This is a genomic window from Zestomonas carbonaria (assembly GCF_904061905.1).
Lineage (GTDB): Bacteria > Pseudomonadota > Gammaproteobacteria > Pseudomonadales > Pseudomonadaceae > Aquipseudomonas > Aquipseudomonas carbonaria.
Genome location: NZ_CAJFCI010000040.1, coordinates 19,548 through 37,329, shown reverse-complemented (window position 1 = coordinate 37,329; position 17,782 = coordinate 19,548). Strand labels below are relative to the sequence as shown.

General features: G+C 66.9%; 16 protein-coding genes. 10 read left to right on the top strand and 6 right to left on the bottom strand.

Annotated elements, in window-relative coordinates; genetic code table 11:
• Positions 1-56: 56 nt before the first annotated feature.
• A complete protein-coding gene (locus tag PSEWESI4_RS10345; RefSeq protein ID WP_187671124.1) occupies positions 57-947 on the bottom strand; it encodes a LysR family transcriptional regulator in 891 nt (296 codons plus the stop codon).
• Between the two features lie 114 nt (positions 948-1,061).
• On the opposite strand from PSEWESI4_RS10345, the gene PSEWESI4_RS10340 reads away from it, so the two are divergent.
• Positions 1,062-2,726: a GMC family oxidoreductase gene (locus PSEWESI4_RS10340; RefSeq protein WP_187671123.1), complete on the top strand. Its 1,665-nt coding sequence runs from the start codon at positions 1,062-1,064 to the stop codon at positions 2,724-2,726.
• Between the two features lie 195 nt (positions 2,727-2,921).
• Here the strand turns inward: PSEWESI4_RS10340 and PSEWESI4_RS10335 are convergent, their stop codons facing one another.
• The 5 genes from PSEWESI4_RS10335 to PSEWESI4_RS10315 all read right to left on the bottom strand — a co-directional run bounded on the left by PSEWESI4_RS10335 (position 2,922) and on the right by PSEWESI4_RS10315 (position 7,161).
• Positions 2,922-4,241: a spinster family MFS transporter gene (locus PSEWESI4_RS10335; protein WP_187671122.1), complete on the bottom strand. Its 1,320-nt coding sequence runs from the start codon at positions 4,239-4,241 to the stop codon at positions 2,922-2,924.
• 363 nt (positions 4,242-4,604) lie between these two features.
• Positions 4,605-5,387 carry a hydroxypyruvate isomerase family protein gene (locus PSEWESI4_RS10330; protein WP_187671121.1) on the bottom strand — a complete coding sequence of 261 codons (783 nt, stop codon included), beginning with the start codon at positions 5,385-5,387 and terminating at the stop codon, positions 4,605-4,607.
• Positions 5,384-6,274 (bottom strand): NAD(P)-dependent oxidoreductase, encoded by an 891-nt coding sequence (locus PSEWESI4_RS10325; protein WP_187671120.1) that lies wholly within the window; start codon positions 6,272-6,274, stop codon positions 5,384-5,386. Before PSEWESI4_RS10325 ends, PSEWESI4_RS10330 begins: the two co-directional genes overlap by 4 nt.
• A gap of 108 nt (positions 6,275-6,382) precedes the next feature.
• The gene (locus PSEWESI4_RS10320) at positions 6,383-6,745 is read right to left on the bottom strand and encodes a DUF5064 family protein (protein WP_187671119.1); all 363 of its coding nucleotides are present in this window, start codon (positions 6,743-6,745) and stop codon (positions 6,383-6,385) included.
• 98 nt (positions 6,746-6,843) lie between these two features.
• Positions 6,844-7,161 (bottom strand): DUF2288 domain-containing protein, encoded by a 318-nt coding sequence (locus PSEWESI4_RS10315; protein ID WP_187671118.1) that lies wholly within the window; start codon positions 7,159-7,161, stop codon positions 6,844-6,846.
• Positions 7,162-7,421: 260 nt separating this feature from the next.
• Here PSEWESI4_RS10315 and PSEWESI4_RS10310 point away from each other — a divergent pair, with 260 nt between their 5' ends.
• The 9 genes from PSEWESI4_RS10310 to PSEWESI4_RS10270 all read left to right on the top strand — a co-directional run bounded on the left by PSEWESI4_RS10310 (position 7,422) and on the right by PSEWESI4_RS10270 (position 17,782).
• Complete coding sequence (locus PSEWESI4_RS10310; protein ID WP_187671117.1) at positions 7,422-8,546, top strand: branched-chain amino acid ABC transporter substrate-binding protein; 1,125 nt, start codon at positions 7,422-7,424, stop codon at positions 8,544-8,546.
• A 120-nt stretch (positions 8,547-8,666) separates the two neighbouring features.
• The gene (gene livH / locus PSEWESI4_RS10305; RefSeq protein WP_187671116.1) at positions 8,667-9,584 is read left to right on the top strand and encodes a high-affinity branched-chain amino acid ABC transporter permease LivH; all 918 of its coding nucleotides are present in this window, start codon (positions 8,667-8,669) and stop codon (positions 9,582-9,584) included.
• An 8-nt stretch (positions 9,585-9,592) separates the two neighbouring features.
• Positions 9,593-10,849, top strand: a complete 1,257-nt coding sequence (locus PSEWESI4_RS10300; RefSeq protein ID WP_187671115.1) for a high-affinity branched-chain amino acid ABC transporter permease LivM — start codon at positions 9,593-9,595, stop codon at positions 10,847-10,849.
• Positions 10,846-11,613, top strand: coding sequence for a high-affinity branched-chain amino acid ABC transporter ATP-binding protein LivG (gene livG, locus PSEWESI4_RS10295; protein ID WP_187671114.1), 768 nt, complete (start codon positions 10,846-10,848; stop codon positions 11,611-11,613). The genes PSEWESI4_RS10300 and livG overlap by 4 nt, the downstream gene beginning before the upstream one ends.
• Positions 11,613-12,314 (top strand): ABC transporter ATP-binding protein, encoded by a 702-nt coding sequence (locus PSEWESI4_RS10290; RefSeq protein WP_187671113.1) that lies wholly within the window; start codon positions 11,613-11,615, stop codon positions 12,312-12,314. Before livG ends, PSEWESI4_RS10290 begins: the two co-directional genes overlap by 1 nt.
• 154 nt (positions 12,315-12,468) lie before the next feature.
• Positions 12,469-13,317: a pirin family protein gene (locus PSEWESI4_RS10285; protein ID WP_187671112.1), complete on the top strand. Its 849-nt coding sequence runs from the start codon at positions 12,469-12,471 to the stop codon at positions 13,315-13,317.
• Between the two features lie 367 nt (positions 13,318-13,684).
• The gene (locus tag PSEWESI4_RS10280; protein WP_187671111.1) at positions 13,685-14,206 is read left to right on the top strand and encodes an RNA polymerase sigma factor; all 522 of its coding nucleotides are present in this window, start codon (positions 13,685-13,687) and stop codon (positions 14,204-14,206) included.
• A 3-nt stretch (positions 14,207-14,209) separates the two neighbouring features.
• A complete protein-coding gene (locus PSEWESI4_RS10275; protein ID WP_187671110.1) occupies positions 14,210-15,205 on the top strand; it encodes a FecR family protein in 996 nt (331 codons plus the stop codon).
• Positions 15,206-15,316: 111 nt separating this feature from the next.
• Entirely contained in the window at positions 15,317-17,782 is a 2,466-nt protein-coding gene (locus PSEWESI4_RS10270; protein WP_210768842.1) for a TonB-dependent siderophore receptor, read from the top strand.

Here is a 17,782-nt window from a genome sequence, read left to right as displayed (position 1 = left end):
AGGAGCGGCCCCTGCGCTTCCGACCGAACACCGAGCCCCTAAACGGTGCGCGCGGCCTACCCTTCCCCCATCAGCACCGCCTGCTCCCGATCGCACAGGGCCAGGAGGAAATCCCACACCAGCCGCAGGCGCACCGAGCGGTGCAGCTCGCGGCGGGTACACATCCAGTATTCCCGCTCGATGAACTCTTCCGGCAGCACCGGCACCAGCAACGGATCGCGCTGCCCCATGAAGCGCGGGAGGATCGCCAGGCCGACGCCGGCCTGCGCCGCCTGTTGCTGGGCGACCACGCTGGTGCTGCGGAACACCACCTGGGGATGGCGGCAGAAGCTGTGGTGGAACATCAGCTCCTGGGTGAACAACAGGTCGTCGACGTAGCCGATCCACTGGTGCTTGCCCAGGTCGTCGCGACTGCGCAGCGGCGGCGCCTGCTCCAGGTAGCGCGGGCTGGCGAACAGGCTCAGGCGATAGCGGGTCAGGCGGCGGCTGATCACCAGGTCGGCGTTGGGCCGCTCCAGGGTGATGGCGATGTCCGCCTCGCGGTTGGTGATGCTGACGAAGCGCGGCACCGACACCAGCTCCACCTCCAACCCCGGATACTGGCGCATCAGCTCGACCAGGCGCGAAGCCAGGAAAGCGTTGCCCAGCCCCTCGGTGACGCCGATGCGCACCTGGCCCAGCGGCGCGATGCCCTGGCTCATGTCCTCCTGGGCAAGCAGCGCGGTGTTCTCCATGGCCTCGGCGTGCTTGAGCAGCGTCAGCCCCGCCGGGGTCAACTGGTAGCCGCCGGTGTGCTGGGCGAATAACTGGGTGCCGAGCTCACGTTCGAGGTTCTCGATGTGCCGCGCCACCGTGGCGTGGGTGGTGCTCAGGCGCCTGGCGGTGGTCAGCAGGCGGCCGCTGCGGTGCAGCTCGAGGAAGTAGCGCAGGTCGTTCCAGTCGAACATTCATTGGCCCCGCTGTTAGAAAACGCACAACCACTGACCAGAAACGAGCGTTTTTTTATCGCAGACGAACGGCTAGCCTCAATCACCGACAAGAAAAACACAACGGGATTCGCCATGCCCCAGGCACTGGACTCATACGACTACCTCATCGTCGGCGCCGGTCCCGCCGGCTGCCTGCTGGCCAACCGGCTGTCCGCCGATCCCGCCAACCGGGTGCTGCTGCTCGAAGCCGGCGGCAAGGACGATTACCCCTGGATCCACATCCCTGTCGGCTACCTCTACTGCATCGGCAACCCGCGCACCGACTGGTGCTTCGACACCGAGGCGGTACCCGGCCTGGGCGGCCGCGCGCTGAAATACCCGCGCGGCCGGGTGCTCGGCGGCTGCTCGTCGATCAACGGGATGATCTACATGCGCGGCCAGGCCCGCGACTACGACGGCTGGGCCGCCGAGGGCAATGCCGGCTGGGCCTGGAAGGATGTGCTGCCGCTGTTCCTCGGCATGGAGGACCACTTCAGCGGCGGGAACGCGCTGCATGGCGCCGGCGGCGAATGGCGGGTGGAATGCCAGCGGCTGTCCTGGGAAATCCTCGATGCCTTCCGCGAGGCGGCGGCGCAGGTCGGCATCGCCAGCGTCGACGACTTCAACGGCGGCGACAATGAAGGCTGCGGCTACTTCCAGGTCAACCAGCGCGGCGGCGTGCGCTGGAATGCCTCGAAAGCCTTCCTGCAGCCGATCGCCAAACGACCGAACCTCACCGTGCTGACCGGCGTCGAGGCGCAGCGGCTGATCCTCGAAGACAGCCGCGCCCGTGGCCTGGTGGTGGACTGGCAAGGAGGACGGCGCGAACTGCGCGCGCGCCGCGAAGTGATCCTCTGCGCCGGCGCCATCGGCTCCCCGGCCATCCTGCAACGCTCGGGAATCGGCCCGCGCGACCTGCTGGAACGGCTCGGCATCGGCGTGCGCCACCGGCTGGAAGGCGTCGGCGGCAACCTCCAGGACCACCTGCAACTGCGCCTGGTCTACCGCATCAGCGGCGCACGCTCGCTCAACCGGATCGCCGCCACGCCTTGGGGCAAGCTGGGCATGGGCCTGGAATACCTGTTCAAGCGCAGCGGGCCGCTATCCATGGCACCCAGCCAGCTCGGCGCATTCGCCAGGTCCGATCCCGGCCAGGCTTCGGCCAACCTCGAATACCACGTGCAGCCGCTGTCGCTGGAGCGCTTCGGCGAGCCGCTGCACGACTTCCCGGCGTTCACCGCCTCGGTCTGCGACCTGCACCCGCAAAGTCGCGGCACGGCGCATATCCGCTCCGCCGACCCACGCGACAAGCCGCTGATCCAGCCCAACTACCTGAGCCACCCGGAAGACCTGCGGGTCGCCGCCGACGCCATCCGCCTGACCCGGCGCATCGTCGCCGCGCCGGCCCTGGCACGCTTCCGACCGGAAGAGTTCAAGCCGGGACCGGACTACCGCAGCGAGGAAGACCTGCACCGCGCGGCGGCGCAGATCGGCACCACCATCTTCCATCCCGCCGGCACCTGCCGCATGGGCCATGGCGCCGACGCGGTGGTCGACAGCCGGCTGCGTGTGCACGGCATCCCCGGCCTGCGCATCGCCGACGCCTCGATCATGCCGACCCTCACCTCGGGCAACAGTTGCTCGCCGGTGCTGGTGATCGCCGAGAAGGCCGCGCGGATGATCCTCGCCGACGCCGCCGGCCGGGTCGAAGCCATCCCCTCGGACGGGCAACCGCTCGAACGAACCGTCGCGCCGTAATCCACGGTAACTGAAGGGAGCTCCCTCCGGGGTGAGGAAGCGGAGTCGGCGGCTCCCGGATTGCATCCGGGCTACGACGGCCAGCACCGTAGGATGGGTCGAGGAGCGCAGCGACGATACCCATCACACCGCCATCCCCTTGCGGGAGAGGGGGCTAGTAGGGTGGGCCGGGCGACCCACCCTACGGTCATGTTGTCAGGCCGCGACCAGGGAGGAGCGCATCGCCGCCGCGTCGCGGCTGAAGCAGCGCGAGGCTTGCAGCAGCGCCAGCATGGTCAGCAGCAGCGCCACCGGGATCAGGAACAGCGCACCGTGCAGTCCCAGGGCCTTGTGGGCTTCGGTCAGCACGCTGGCACCTTCGGCCAGCATCGCCGAGTGGGCGAACTGGTCGGAGAAGAAGCCCACCACCAGCGGCCCCATGCCGCCGCCGAGCAGGTACAGCCCGGCGAAGAACAGCGCCATGGCGGTGGCGCGCAGGCGCGGCTCGATGACGTCCTGGATCGCGGTGTAGACGCAGGTATAGAAGTTGTAGGAGAACAGCCAGCCGATGCTGAAGATCGCCACGAAGACGCCTACCTCGACCCTGCCGAGCAGCATCGCGGTGCCGGTGGCGACCGCGGCGACCAGCATCGACAGGGCGCCGAGCAGCAGGCGGCCGCGTTCGGAATGCTGGTGCGCGCGGTCGGCGAGCCAGCCGCCGAGGGTCAGGCCGATCAGACCGGTGACCCCGACGATAACCCCGGCCGCCACCGCCGCCTGGCCCAGCGGCATCAGGAAGTAGCGTTGCAGCAGCGGCACCATGAAGGTGTTGCAGGCATAGGTGGCGAAGTTGAAGGTCAGCCCGGCCACCACCAGCCACCAGAAAGTACGGATCGACAGCACCTTGCGCAGCGGTTTTTCCACCGGCGCGCTCGTCACCTGAACCGTCTCGGCGGCACCGCGCTTCGGCTCCCTGATGAAGAACATGAACACCGCCAGCAGCAGCCCCGGCACCGCGGCGATGAAGAACGGCGCGCGCCAACTGTCGAATGCCTCGACCATCGCGCCGATGGTGAAGTACGCCAGCAGCAGACCCAGCGGCAGGCCGAGCATGAAGATACCCATGGCCCGCGCGCGCTTGTGCGCCGGGAACAGGTCGCCGATCAGCGAGTTGGCCGCCGGCGCGTAGCTGGCCTCGCCGATCCCCACGCCCATGCGTATCAGCAGGAAGCTCCAGAAGTTCCAGGCCAGGCCGTTCAGCGCGGTCAACCCGCTCCAAACCGCCAGGCCGCAACCCATGATCCGGCTGCGCATGCCAGTGTCGGCCATGCGCCCCAGCGGGATGCCGGCGATCGCGTAGACCACGGTGAAGGCGGTGCCGATCAGCCCGATCTGCAGGTCGCTGAGCGACCACTCGAGGCGGATCGGCTCGATGATGATCGCCGGGATGGTGCGGTCGAAGAAGTTGAACAGGTTGGCCAGGAACAGCAGGAACAGGATGCGCCAGGCGTGCGGCGCGAGTGGAGCATTCGACATGGGGAATCCCTTGTTGTTGTCCTTGGCGGCCGCACGGGGTGCCCTGCGCAGCCGGGGAGGCTCAATCTAGAGCCTAGGCCATCGCCTTGTCTGCCACTATTCAAAAGGTTGATGGCGGAGGGAAAGGCATCGGAGTCCTGTGCTCTTTATCACCGGGCCCTGGTTTCTGGGTCCCCGCGTTCGCGGGGATGACAGGGGTGGGTGCGGGAGCACGAGCGCAGCTCTTTCCCGTAGGGTGCACCGTGCGCACCGCTTGCCGAGGGGATGCACGGCGTATCTCCGGAAACGATGATAGGGGCCTCCGGATCGGTGCGCACGGCGCACCCTACCCGTGGAGCGAACTCTGTTCGCGAACCCTACAGATCAGCCCTTGCGCCACTCGGCCAGCCAGCCGAGCCCCGCCGCCGTTCCATGCTCGTCCGGCTTGTACTCGGCGCCCAGCCAGCCGTCGTAGCCGACCTCGCCCAGCGCCCGCAGCGCCGCCGCGAAATCCAGCGTGCCGCTGCCTGGCGCGCCCCGACCGGGGCAGTCGGCGAACTGCACGTGGCCGATCCGCCCGCGCAGTCGCGCGATGCTCGCCGGCAGGTCGAACCCCTGGCGGGCCATGTGGTAGAAGTCGAGTTGCGCCGCCAGATTGGGATGGTCGACCGCGTCGAGCAACTCGATCAGGTGCTCGGGCGTATTGATCAGGAAGCCGGGCATGTCCAGCGGATTGATCGCCTCCACCAGCAGGCGGATGCCGAGCACCTGGAACTCCTCGGCGGCCAGGCGCAGGTTGGCGGCCAGGGTTTGCAGCGCCTCGTCGCGGCCCACCCCCTCGGCCAGCCGGCCCGGCAGCACGTTGACGCAGGCCGGGCGCACCATCGCCGCGTAGGTCAGCGCCTCGCGCAGCGCGGCGGCGAAATCGTCGCGGCGCTCCGGCACGGCGGCCAGGCCGGGACCGCCGGTCATCAGGTCGCCGGCCGGCACGTTGATCAGCACCAGCGGCATGCCCGCCGCTTCCAGCGCCTCCTTCAGGCGCAGTGCCGGCACTTCGTAGGGGAACTGGATTTCCACACCGTCGAAACCGGCGGCCGCCGCCGCGACCACACGCTCGACCAGCGGCCGCTCGGCGAACAGCAGGGACAGGTTGGCTGCGATCTTCATGCCTGCGTCTCCCGATACAGTTCCACCAGGGTCGCCGGATCGCGCTCCAGGTTGCCCTGGCTGCCATGCAGGCGCATCAGTTGCGCGGCCAGGCCGCTCATCGGCGTCGCCCTGCCCTGCTCGCGGGACAGCTTGACCGCGGTGTCGAGGTCCTTGAGCAGCGTGCGCACGTGCCATTTGACCGGCTCGAAACGGCTCTCGGCCATCTGCGGGGCGAGGATCTGCAGCGGCTTGGAATCGGCGAAGCCGCCGGCCAGCGCCTCGGCGATCAGTGTCGCGTCGACGCCGGCCTGTTCGGCCAGGGCCACCACCTCGGCGATCACCAGGGCGTTGCAGGCGACGATCATCTGGTTGCAAACCTTGGTGACCTGGCCGGCACCGACTGCGCCCATATGGGTCACGCGCTGCCCCAGATGCGCCAGCACCGGGCGCACCCGGTCCAGATCCTCGGTGCGTCCACCGGCCATGATCGCCAGGGTCCCGGCCTCCGCGCCCAGGGTGCCGCCGGACACCGGGGTATCCAGCCAGTGCATGCCGGTGCGCGTTTCCAGCGCGCCAGCCATCTCGCGGGTGGCGGCCGGCTCCAGGCTGGAGAAGTCCACCAGCAACTGCCCGGCGCGCGCGCCCTCGACGACGCCGCCGGCGCCGAACACCACCTCGTGCACCACCGCCGTATTGGCCAGGCACAGCATCACCACGTCGGCTTCCCGGCACAACTCGGCCGGCGTTGCCACCTGCCGTGCGCCGGCGGCCACCAGCGGCGCACATTTGTCCGGGCTGCGGTTCCACACCGTCAGCGGGTAGCCCGCGGCGAGCAGGCGGCGGCACATCGGCAGGCCCATCAGGCCGATGCCGGCGAAAGCGAGGGAAGGAAGAGCGGCGGTCATGCGGTACTCCAGAACAAGGCCTTGCCCCGGCCATGGCACGGCGGGACGCGGGCAGATGGAATGCAACGGGCCCGCGCATGGCGGGCCCGGTCAGGCTACAGCAGGTTCTCAGTCACCCTTGAGCAGGCGGTCCAGGTCCACCGGTTCGCCGGGATGGGCGTTGAGCTTCTCGCGGATGTCCTCGAACATCGCATCGAATTCATGATGGTTGCGAAGGATCGGGCCAAAGCGTGGGTGGAAACCATGCTTGGCCGCCACGCGAGCGGCGACGCTGGCGAAGTTGAAGGCGGTGTCGCGGCGCAGCTCGAATTCTTCCTCGAACTTCTTCTCGTCGATCTCGCCGACCATGCGGAAATGCATCACCGCCCCTTCGGCGGGGTCCTGGCGAACTTCGTAGAAAAGATCGACGTCGAAATCCTGCTGCCCCAGCCCCGGCAGGCTCTTGAGATGCAGATGACCCGGTTCGAACATGGCAACACTCCTGAATATGGAAAGACTTCGCGCTATCCGGCGCAGACGAGGCCCGGATGGCAAGCCGGGAAAGCAATTCCCAGTCTAGTCCAGCCTTTTCAGTGTCGCAGCGGTGCCGGGCCACGCTCCTGAAACAACACCCAGGGCGCCACCACCACCGCCCACAGTTCCGGGTCGCGGGCCAGCAGGTCCTCGGCTCGCGGCGCCTCCACCTTCTCCAGTTGACCGGCGGCAAGCCAGGCCACGACACTCGCCTGGTCGTTCTCGGCCACTGCCACGGCCACGGCGATCAGGTCCAGATCCGCCCCTACCCACAGCAGGGCGCCGCGGGCGAAGAAAGGCTGCAGCTCCTGCCAGCCGATCCGCGCGGTTTCACCGAGCAGCTTGGCATAGAGGGTGCTAGGGTTCTCTGTCATGGCGGCCTCTGTCGAACGGTTCCGGTTGCGAAATGGGCCGCCATGATACCGTCGTCGGAATCGGCGGATCGCCGTATTTCTATACATTTGTTGCGATTTAGCGACACCCACACGGTCAGGCCGGCCGCCCCGGCTTCCAAGCCATCGGGGCGGGCCCTACACTGTACCGGTACAGTTCAGGGGGGCCTGACCAGGCATTCCATAGGAACCTGTCGCGACATACGCCAGGACAACAACTAAAGGGTATGAGTGGAGCACATATGAACAACACCATCCGCCGCACATTGCTTTGCACCACAATCGCCGCGTTCTTCGGCCTGAGCGGTTGCTCGGAGCAATCCGACACCATCAAGATCGCCCTGGCCGGGCCGACCACCGGCGCAGTCGCACAGTACGGCGAAATGCAGATCATCGGCGCCAAGATGGCCGTCGAGCAGATCAACAAGGCCGGTGGCGTGAACGGCAAGCAGCTCGAAGCCGTGGTCTACGACGATGCCTGCGACCCGAAACAAGCCGTGGCCGTGGCCAACAAGATCGTCAACGACAAGATCAAGTACGTGGTCGGCCACCTGTGCTCCAGCTCCACCCAGCCGGCTTCCGACATCTATGAGGACGACGGCATCCTGATGATCACCGCCGCCTCCACCAGCCCGGACATCACCAGCCGCGGCTACAAGCTGGTGTTCCGCACCATCGGCCTGGACAGCATGCAGGGGCCGACCGCCGGCGACTTCATCGCCGACCACATCAAGCCGACCAACGTCGCCGTGATCCACGACAAGCAGCAGTACGGCGAAGGCATCGCCACCGCCGTGAAGCAGACCCTGGAAAGCAAAGGCGTCAAGGTCGCCCTGTTCGAAGGCATCAACGCCGGCGACAAGGACTTCTCCGCGCTGATCGCCAAGCTGCGCCAGGCCGGTGTCGACTTCGTCTACTACGGCGGCTACCACCCGGAACTCGGCCTGCTGCTGCGCCAGTCGGCCGAGAAAGGCCTGAACGTCAAGTTCATGGGCCCGGAAGGCGTGGGTAACAAGGAACTCTCCGCGATCGCCGGCCCGGCCTCCGAAGGCCTGCTGGTGACCCTGCCGAAGTCCTTCGACCAGGATCCGAAGAACCAGGCGCTGGTCGAGGCCTTCAAGGCCAAGAACGAAGACCCGAGCGGTCCGTTCGTGTTCCCGTCCTACGCCGCCGTGCAGGTCATCGCCGAAAGCATCGCCAAGGTCGGCGACGAGACCGACACCGCCAAGGTCGCCGAAGCGCTGCGCTCCAACAGCTTCGACACCCCGACCGGTACCCTCGCCTTCGACGAGAAGGGTGACCTGAAGGACTTCTCCTTCGTGGTCTACGAGTGGCACCAGGACGCCACCAAGACCCCCGCGCAGTAATCTGACCGCAATGAACCGAAACCCACTGGCCCGTACGGCAGTGGGTTTTGTCTATCCGCGCTTTACGGGTCCGCGCCGCGCCACAAGCGCCTCGTTCGCGCAAGGCCCGAGGAGTAGGCAATGCCTGAACTCAATCACTACCTGCAGCTGTTGATCGACGGCCTGTCGGTAGGTAGCACCTACGCCCTGATCGCCATCGGCTACACCATGGTCTACGGCATCATCGGCATGATCAACTTCGCCCACGGCGAGGTTTACATGATCGGCTCGTACATCGCCTTCATCGCCATCGCCGGCCTGGCCATGCTGGGTATCGATAGCGTGACGCTGCTGATGGTCGCCGCCTTCGTCGCCAGCATGATCGTCACCAGCGCCTACGGCTACAGCATCGAACGGGTGGCCTACCGGCCGCTGCGTGGCGGCAACCGGCTGATTCCGCTGATCTCGGCGATCGGTATGTCGATCTTCCTGCAGAACACGGTACTGCTGGCCCAGGACTCGCGCGGCAAGTCGATTCCCGACCCGCTGCCGGGCAAGTTCGACCTGATCGCCGGCGGTGCCGTGACGGTGTCGTACATGCAGGTGTTCATCTTCGTCATCACCTTCCTGGCGATGGCCGGACTGACCCTCTTCATCTCCCGCTCGCGTCTCGGCCGCGCCTGCCGCGCCACCGCCGAAGACCTGAAGATGACCAACCTGCTGGGCATCAACACCAACAACATCATCGCCCTGACCTTCGTCATCGGCGCCGCCCTGGCGGCGGTCGCGGCGGTGCTGATCAGCATGCGCTACGGCTTCATCAACCCCAACCTGGGCTTCCTCGCCGGCATCAAGGCGTTCACCGCCGCCGTGCTCGGCGGCATCGGCAGCATCCCCGGCGCCATGCTCGGCGGCCTGGTACTCGGCGTGGCCGAGGCGTTCGGTGCCGATGTGTTCGGCGACCAGTACAAGGACGTGGTGGCCTTCACCCTTCTGGTCCTCCTGCTGCTGTTCCGCCCGACCGGCATCCTCGGCCGTCCGGAGGTTGAAAAAGTATGAGCCAGACCATGCGCAAACCCCTCAAGACCGCCTTCTTCAGCGCCCTGCTGGTGCTCGCGGTGGCCTACCCGGTGCTCGGCCTGAAGCTGACCACCGTCGGCATCAAGCTGGAAGTCCACGGCGCCAGCCCCGCCACCCTGTGGGCCATCGCCGCCTGCGCGGTGGCGATGTTCTTCTGGCAACTGTTCCGCGAACGCCTCACCACCGCCTGGCAGGCCGCCCCGGGCCTGCCGAAGATGCCGGGCAACATCGGCTACAAGCTGACCCTGCCGTCGATCCAGCGCCGGGTGATCTTCGTCCTGGTCATCATCGCCCTGGCCTGGCCGTTCTTCGGCTCGCGCGGCGCGGTGGACATCGCCACCCTGGTGCTGATCTACGTACTGCTCGGCCTCGGCCTGAACATCGTGGTCGGCCTGGCTGGCCTGCTCGACCTGGGCTACGTGGGCTTCTACGCCGTCGGTGCCTACAGCTACGCGCTGCTCTCGCACTACTACGGGCTGGGCTTCTGGATCTGCCTGCCGATCGCCGGCCTGATGGCCGCGTTCTTCGGCTTCATCCTCGGCTTCCCGGTGCTGCGCCTGCGCGGTGACTACCTGGCCATCGTCACGCTCGGCTTCGGCGAGATCATCCGCATCCTGCTGCGCAACATGACCGAGGTCACCGGCGGCCCGAACGGCATCAGCAACATCGACAAGCCGACCCTGTTCGGCCTGAGCTTCGACCGCACCGCCGCCGACGGCATGCAGACCTTCCACGAGTTCTTCGGCCTGACCTACCAGTCGATCAACAAGGTGATCTTCCTCTACCTGATCGCCCTGCTGCTGGTGCTGCTGGCCCTGTTCGTGATCAATCGCCTGATCCGCATGCCCATCGGCCGCGCCTGGGAAGCCCTGCGCGAAGACGAGATCGCCTGCCGCGCCCTCGGCCTCAACCCCACCGTGATCAAGCTCAGCGCCTTCACCATCGGCGCCAGCTTCGCCGGTTTCGCCGGCAGCTTCTTCGCCGCGCGCCAGGGCCTGATCACCCCGGAATCGTTCACCTTCATTGAGTCAGCGATCATCCTCGCCATCGTCGTCGCCGGCGGCATGGGTTCGCAGCTTGGCGTGATCCTCGCCGCCATCGTGCTGACCCTGCTGCCGGAGCTGACCCGCGAGTTCAGCGATTACCGCATGCTGATCTTCGGCGCCCTCATGGTGCTGATGATGATCTGGCGTCCGCAGGGCCTGCTGCCCATGCAACGTCCCCACCTGGAGCTGAAGCAATGAGTCGACCGATCCTGGAAGCAAGCGGCCTGACCATGCGCTTCGGCGGCCTGCTGGCCGTCAATGGTGTGAATCTGGCCGTCAATGAAAAGCAGGTGGTATCGATGATCGGCCCGAACGGCGCCGGCAAGACCACCGTGTTCAACTGCCTGACCGGCTTCTACCAGCCGACCTCGGGCAGCATCCTCCTCGACGGCGAGGCGATCCAGGGCCTGCCCGGCCACAAGATCGCCCGCAAGGGCGTGGTGCGGACTTTCCAGAACGTGCGTCTGTTCAAGGACATGACCGCGGTGGAAAACCTGCTGGTGGCCCAGCACCGCCACCTCAACACCAACTACCTGTCCGGCCTGTTCAAGACGCCGGCCTACCGCCGCAGCGAACGCGAAGCCATGGACTTCGCCGCGCACTGGCTGGAGCGGGTCAACCTGGTGGACTTCGCCAACCGCCCGGCCGGCACCCTGGCCTACGGCCAGCAGCGCCGCCTGGAAATCGCCCGCTGCATGATGACCCGCCCGCGCCTGCTGATGCTCGACGAACCCGCCGCCGGCCTCAACCCGCGCGAGACCGAGGACCTCAAGGCGCTGATCGGCGTACTTCGCGACGATCACGACGTCACCGTGCTGCTGATCGAGCACGACATGAAGCTGGTGATGAGCATTTCCGACCACATCTACGTGATCAACCAGGGCGCGCCCCTGGCCGACGGCCGCCCGGAGGAGATCCGCGACAACCCGGATGTGATCAAAGCCTACCTGGGAGAAGCCTGATGCTGACGTTCGACAAGGTTTCCACCTTCTACGGCAAGATCCAGGCCCTCCACGAGGTCAGCCTGGAAGTCACCCAGGGTGAGATCGTCACCCTGATCGGCGCCAACGGCGCCGGCAAGTCGACCCTGCTGATGACCCTCTGCGGCTCGCCGCGCGCGGCCAGCGGCAGCGTCCGCTACCAGGGAGAGGAACTGGTCGGCCGGGACACCAGCGACATCATGCGCAAGAGCATCGCCATCGTGCCGGAAGGCCGCCGCGTGTTCGCCCGCCTGACCGTCGAGGAAAACCTGGCGATGGGCGCCTTCTTCTGCAGCAAGGCGGAGAAGCAGGAGCAGTTGGACAAGGTGCTGGAACTGTTCCCGCGCCTCAAGGAACGCTTCGAGCAGCGCGCCGGCACCATGTCCGGCGGCGAACAGCAGATGCTCGCCATCGGCCGTGCGCTGATGAGCAAGCCCAAGCTGCTGCTGCTCGACGAACCGTCGCTGGGCCTGGCGCCGATCATCATCCAGCAGATCTTCGGGATCATCGAGCAACTGCGTCAGGACGGCGTGACCATCTTCCTGGTCGAGCAGAACGCCAACCAGGCGCTCAAGCTGGCCGACCGCGCCTACGTGCTGGAAAACGGCCACATCGTCATGCAGGGCAGCGGCGAAGCCCTGCTCAGCGATCCCAAGGTTCGCGACGCCTACCTCGGCGGCTGATCCACGCCCACCTCGCCCCTCCCGTCTCCGGGAGGGGAGCCTTTCCTGATCACCTGAAACAATCGAAAAACCAGATAGCAACGACGCTTAATCCGTATACATAGATTCAATTATCTGCCCTAGCATGGCGACATACTCGATCAGGAGGTGTCCCATGACTCAACTGCGCTCCATCCTCGCCATCCAGCCCGGCCAGGCCGCTTCCGACGGCGCCGGCGTGCGCCTGACCCGTGTCATCGGCGGCCCCGGCCTCGAACGCTTCGACCCGTTCCTGATGCTCGACGAATTCGGCTCGGACAACCCCGACGACTACATCGCCGGCTTCCCGCCGCACCCGCACCGTGGCTTCGAAACCATCACCTACATGATCGAAGGACGCATGCGCCACGAGGACCACATGGGCAACGTCGGCCTGCTGCAGAGCGGCGGTGTGCAGTGGATGACCGCCGCGCGCGGGGTTATCCACAGCGAGATGCCCGAGCAGGAAGAAGGCGTGATGCGCGGCTTCCAGCTCTGGCTCAACCTGCCGGCCCGCGACAAGCTCGGCGATCCCGGCTACCGCGACTTCGCGCCGGCCGAAATCCCGCGCCTCACCACGTCTTCGGGCATCGGGGTGGTAGCCATCGCCGGGCGCTTCGACGACGGCCAGGAGCAGCTTGAAGGCGCGGTGCAACGTCCGCACACCGAGCCATACCTGCTCGACCTGCACCTGCCGGCCGAAGCCTCGCTCAGCCCGTGCCTGCCGGAAGGCCACCGGGTGATGCTCTACGTGTACGAGGGCGAACTGGAAGTGAACGGCGAGCCGGTCGGCCAGAGCCGCCTGGTGCGGCTCTCCGACCAGGGCGAACTGCAACTCGCCAGCGGCGGGGCGGCCAAGGTCCTGCTGATCGCCGGCAAGCCGCTGGGCGAGCCCATCGTGCAGTACGGCCCGTTCGTGATGAACAGCCGCGAGGAGATCGAACAGGCCTTGCGGGATTTTCGTGATGACCGGCTGACGGCCTAGGCTCCGGTGTTGACCTGAGGCTCCGCCCCTCACCCCAACCCTCTCCCGGTGGGAGAGGGGGCTTGTACGAGGCCGAGTTCCAGCTCCGTGGCATAGGCAGGTACCAACCTGCCCTCTCCCGGAGGGAGAGGGAGCTTGTGCGGGGCAGAGTTTCAGCTCCGTCGTATGGCCCGGCACCAACCAGTCCCCTCTCCCTTTGGGAGAGGGGCGGAGTTAAGCACCAGCATCCAGACTCCCAACCAAACCCCATGACACACCCCACACAACCACAACTCCCCCCACACACCTCACACTACCAACCTCGAATTGTTGAGAACAAATCTCAAAGCCATTAGATTGGCGGCCTTTTCCAGAGAAGCCGGCAGCGATGTTCAAGGACAAGGAAAAACTGCTCAGCGCCTTCACCGACCAGCGTAACGCGCTGACCCGCTTCCTCGCCCGCCGCCTGGGCTGCCATGCCCTGGCCGAGGACCTTGCCCAGGAAACCTGGTTGCGCCTGGCCTCCAGCCAGCCCGCCGGGATCGCCAATCCGCGTGCCTACCTGTTCCGCGTCGCCTCCAACCTGGCCCTCGACCATCAGCGCCACGTTGGCCTCGGCGTCGAGGTCGAAGCCAGCGAGGCGACCATGGAAGCGGTGAGCGACCCGCAGCCCACCCCGGAAGCCACGGCGTTGCACCGCAGCGAACTGACCCACCTGCTGCGTCGGCTCGACGCTCTACCACCGCGCTGCCGCGAAGTGTTCATCCTCGCCAAGTTCGAGGAGCTCTCCTATGCCGAAATCGCCGAACGCCTGGGCATCGCCAAGAACACCGTGATGGTGCACATGGTCAAGGCACTGGCCAGCCTGGAACGCGCCCGCCACGACGGCGGACGGACGGAGGAACGCTGAGCCATGCCCCGCCATTCCCCGTCCTCCACGCAGGAACAACGGCTGTCCGAACAGGCCTTCGAGTGGCTGATATACCTGCAGGACGCCCCGGAAGACCCGGAACTGCGGAGCCGCTTCGAAGCGTGGCTGGCCACCTCTCCCGCACACCGGGAAGCCTGGGAGCAGGCCCGGATCTTCTGGCACCAACTGGACCAGCTCGCTCCGGCCCTGGCCGCCCGCAGCCGCCTGCGCCCGCCCCGCAGGTCCTGGCGACCGCTCGCCGCCGTGGCCTGCCTGGCACTGGCCGCCGCCAGCTACCTGCTCATGCCCGTCGGTTTCTGGGCCGACGAGCGCAGCGCCACAGGCGAGCGCCGCAGCCTGACCCTGGCCGACGGCAGCCGCGTCGAGCTGGGCAGCGGCAGCGCGCTGTCGGTGGAATTCACGGCGACCCGCCGCGAGGTCATCCTGCATGGCGGCGAAGCCTACTTCGAGGTCGCCGCCGAGCCCGGGCGCCCCTTCGTGGTCAGCGCTGGCCCGCTGCGCAGCCAGGCGCTGGGGACCGCCTTCGCGGTACGCCACGATGACGAGCGGACCACCGTCACGGTCAGCCAGCACCGCGTGCGGGTCAGCACCGAAGGTGCCAGCAGCACGCTGAGAGAGGGCCAGCAGGTCAGCTTCTCCAAGCGGCGGCTCGGCAAGGTGGAAAACGTCGACCTGCGCAGTGCCCTGGCCTGGCGCCGCGACCGCCTGGTATTCAACGAAGTGCCGCTGGGCCAGGTGATCGCCGAACTGGGGCGCTACCGTCCCGGCCACATCCTGATCACCGATGAGAACCTGACCCGCCAGCCGGTGACCGCCGTGTTCGACACCAACGACCCCGACGCCGTCCTGCACAGCATCGAACAGGCCCTGCCGGTACGCCTGACCTGCCTGACCGAGTGGCTGGTGCTGATCCGCCCCATGGGCAGCGAACCTCCCGCGCCCATCCAGGCCACGCAAAAAATTTCCGTCAACGACTAATGCTCCACGCCATCCTCGCCCGTCTCTAATGATGCGAATTATCAAATAGGATAATTTCTCATTTAATCGTGCCAGGTCCATCACGATGGGCCTTGGGGGAGGAAACGTTCCATGTCGATGACACACCGGCCACTGCACGGCGGAAGCCGATCACTCCTGCTCACCCTGGCCATCGCCACGGCCAGCCTGCATGGCGTCCAGGCGCAGGCGCAGCCTACCGCGCAGCAGGCCCGGACCTACGAGTTCGATATCGCCGCCCAGGCGCTGGCGCCGGCGCTGGTCGAGTTCGCCGAGATCACCGGCTTCCAGTTGTTCTTCGATGCGAACCTGACCCGCGACCTGAACTCGCCGGGCGCACACGGCCGGCTGGGCGGCGAACAGGCCCTGCAACGCCTGCTCGCCGGCAGCAACCTCACCTACCGCTTCACCAACCCCACCACCATCACCCTCGCCGTGCCGGACAACGGCTCGGCCCTCAGCCTCGGCGCCACCCTGGTGGAAAGCAAGCAGATCGCCGAGAGCCCGGTCGGCCCGGTCGACGGTTACGTCGCCAGGCGCAGCCTGACCGGCAGCAAGACCGACACCGCGCTGGTGGAAATCCCCCAGTCGATCTCGGTCGTCACCCGCCAGGAAATGGACGATCGCGGCGTGCAGAACCTCAACGACGCGGTGCGCTATACCGCCGGGGTGCGCTCGGAGTCCGCCGGCATCGACAGCCGGGCCGACGACATCCGCATCCGTGGCTTCGACGCCGGTAGCTGGAGCAACAGCCGCTATCTCGACGGCTTGCGCGTGCCCCGTGGCGGCCAGTGGACCACCACCCAGTTCGACACCTACGGCCTGGAACGCGTGGAAGTGATCAAGGGCCCCGCCGCCGTGCTCTACGGCCAGGTCACCCCCGGCGGCATGATCAACATGGTCAGCAAGCGCCCCACGGCCGAACAGCGCAATGAAGCGCTGCTGCAGGCCGGCAGCCACGACCAGTACAAGCTGGCGCTGGACGTCGGTGGCGTCCTCGACGAGCAGGGCCAGTGGCTCGGCCGCCTGGTCGGCTCGTTCAACGACGGCAACGCCCAGGTCGACCACACCGACCTCAGCCGCACCTTCATCGCCCCCAGCCTGACCTGGCTGGCCAGCGAGGACACCGAGGTCACCTTCCTCGCCCAGTACCAGAAGGACGACGGCGGCTCGACCTACCAGTTCCTGCCGATGACCGGCACCCTGCGCACGCCCCACGGGCGCATCGACCGTGACACCTTCCTCGGCGAACCAGACTGGAACGTCTACGATCGCGAGCAGTGGTCGCTCGGCTATGCCCTCGGCCACCGGATCAACGACACCCTGTCGTTTCGCCAGAACCTGCGCTACAGCTACGTCGACACCCTCTACAAGGGCGCCGTGTCGTTCGGCGACACCCAGCCCGACGGCCACACCCTGCGCCGCCGTGCGGTGCTCGGCGACGGCACCGCCAAGTCGATCACCGTCGACAACCACCTGCAGGCGGACTTCGCCACCGGCGCCCTGGACCATACCACCCTGTTCGGCGTCGACTACCTGAAGGTCGACTGGGAGCACCTGCGCACGGGCACCAACCACCCAAACATCGCCCCCATCGACATCTTCGACCCGGTCTACAGCGGCGTCGCCGATATCGCGCCCAACCTGCGGCCGCAAAGCTCCTACGACACCACCAACCGGCAGACCGGCATCTACCTGCAGGACCAGATCGCCTGGGAAAACTGGCGCGTCACCCTCGGCGGGCGCTACGACGACTTCGACGACAACCAGGCGAACCGCCTGAACGGCACGCGCACCGTCACCAAGGACGAAGCCTTCACCTGGCGCGTCGGCGCAACCTACCTGTTCGACAACGGCCTGGCGCCCTACTTCAGCTACTCCACCTCGTTCGAGCCGGCCGTCGGCGAGACCTGGGACGGCAGCCCCTTCGAGCCCACCGAAGGCAAGCAGTACGAGGCGGGGATCAAGTTCCAGCCCGAAGGCAGCGACAGCCTGATCACCCTCTCGGCGTTCCAGCTCGAGCAGCAGAACATCACGGTGGCCGACACCGACCCTAGCCACAACACCTGCCTGCCGTCCCTGTGCCAGCGGCAGAGCGGGGAAAGCCGCATCCGTGGCGTGGAGCTGGAAGGCAAGGCCTCGCTGACCGACGGCCTGAGCCTGAGCGGCGGCTACACCTACCTCGATGCGGAAGTCACCAAGAGCACCGGCGCCGACAAGGGCAAGCGCCTGGCCCAGGTACCCCGCCACATGGCCTCGCTGTGGGCCGACTACCGCTTCCAGGGCGGTCCGCTGGCCGGGCTCAGCATCGGCGCCGGCGCCCGCTACACCGGCGGCACCTACGGCGATCCCGAGAACCTCTACCACATCCGTGGCTACACCCTGTTCGACGCTTCCGTTCGCTACGACCTGGAACGCCTCGGCATCCAGGGCACGGAAGTGGCGCTGAACGCCAGCAACCTCACCGACGAGCTCTACGTGGCCAACTGCAGCACGGTCGCCAGTTGCTTCTACGGCTCCGGCCGCAACGTCACCGCCTCCCTCAAATACCACTGGTAA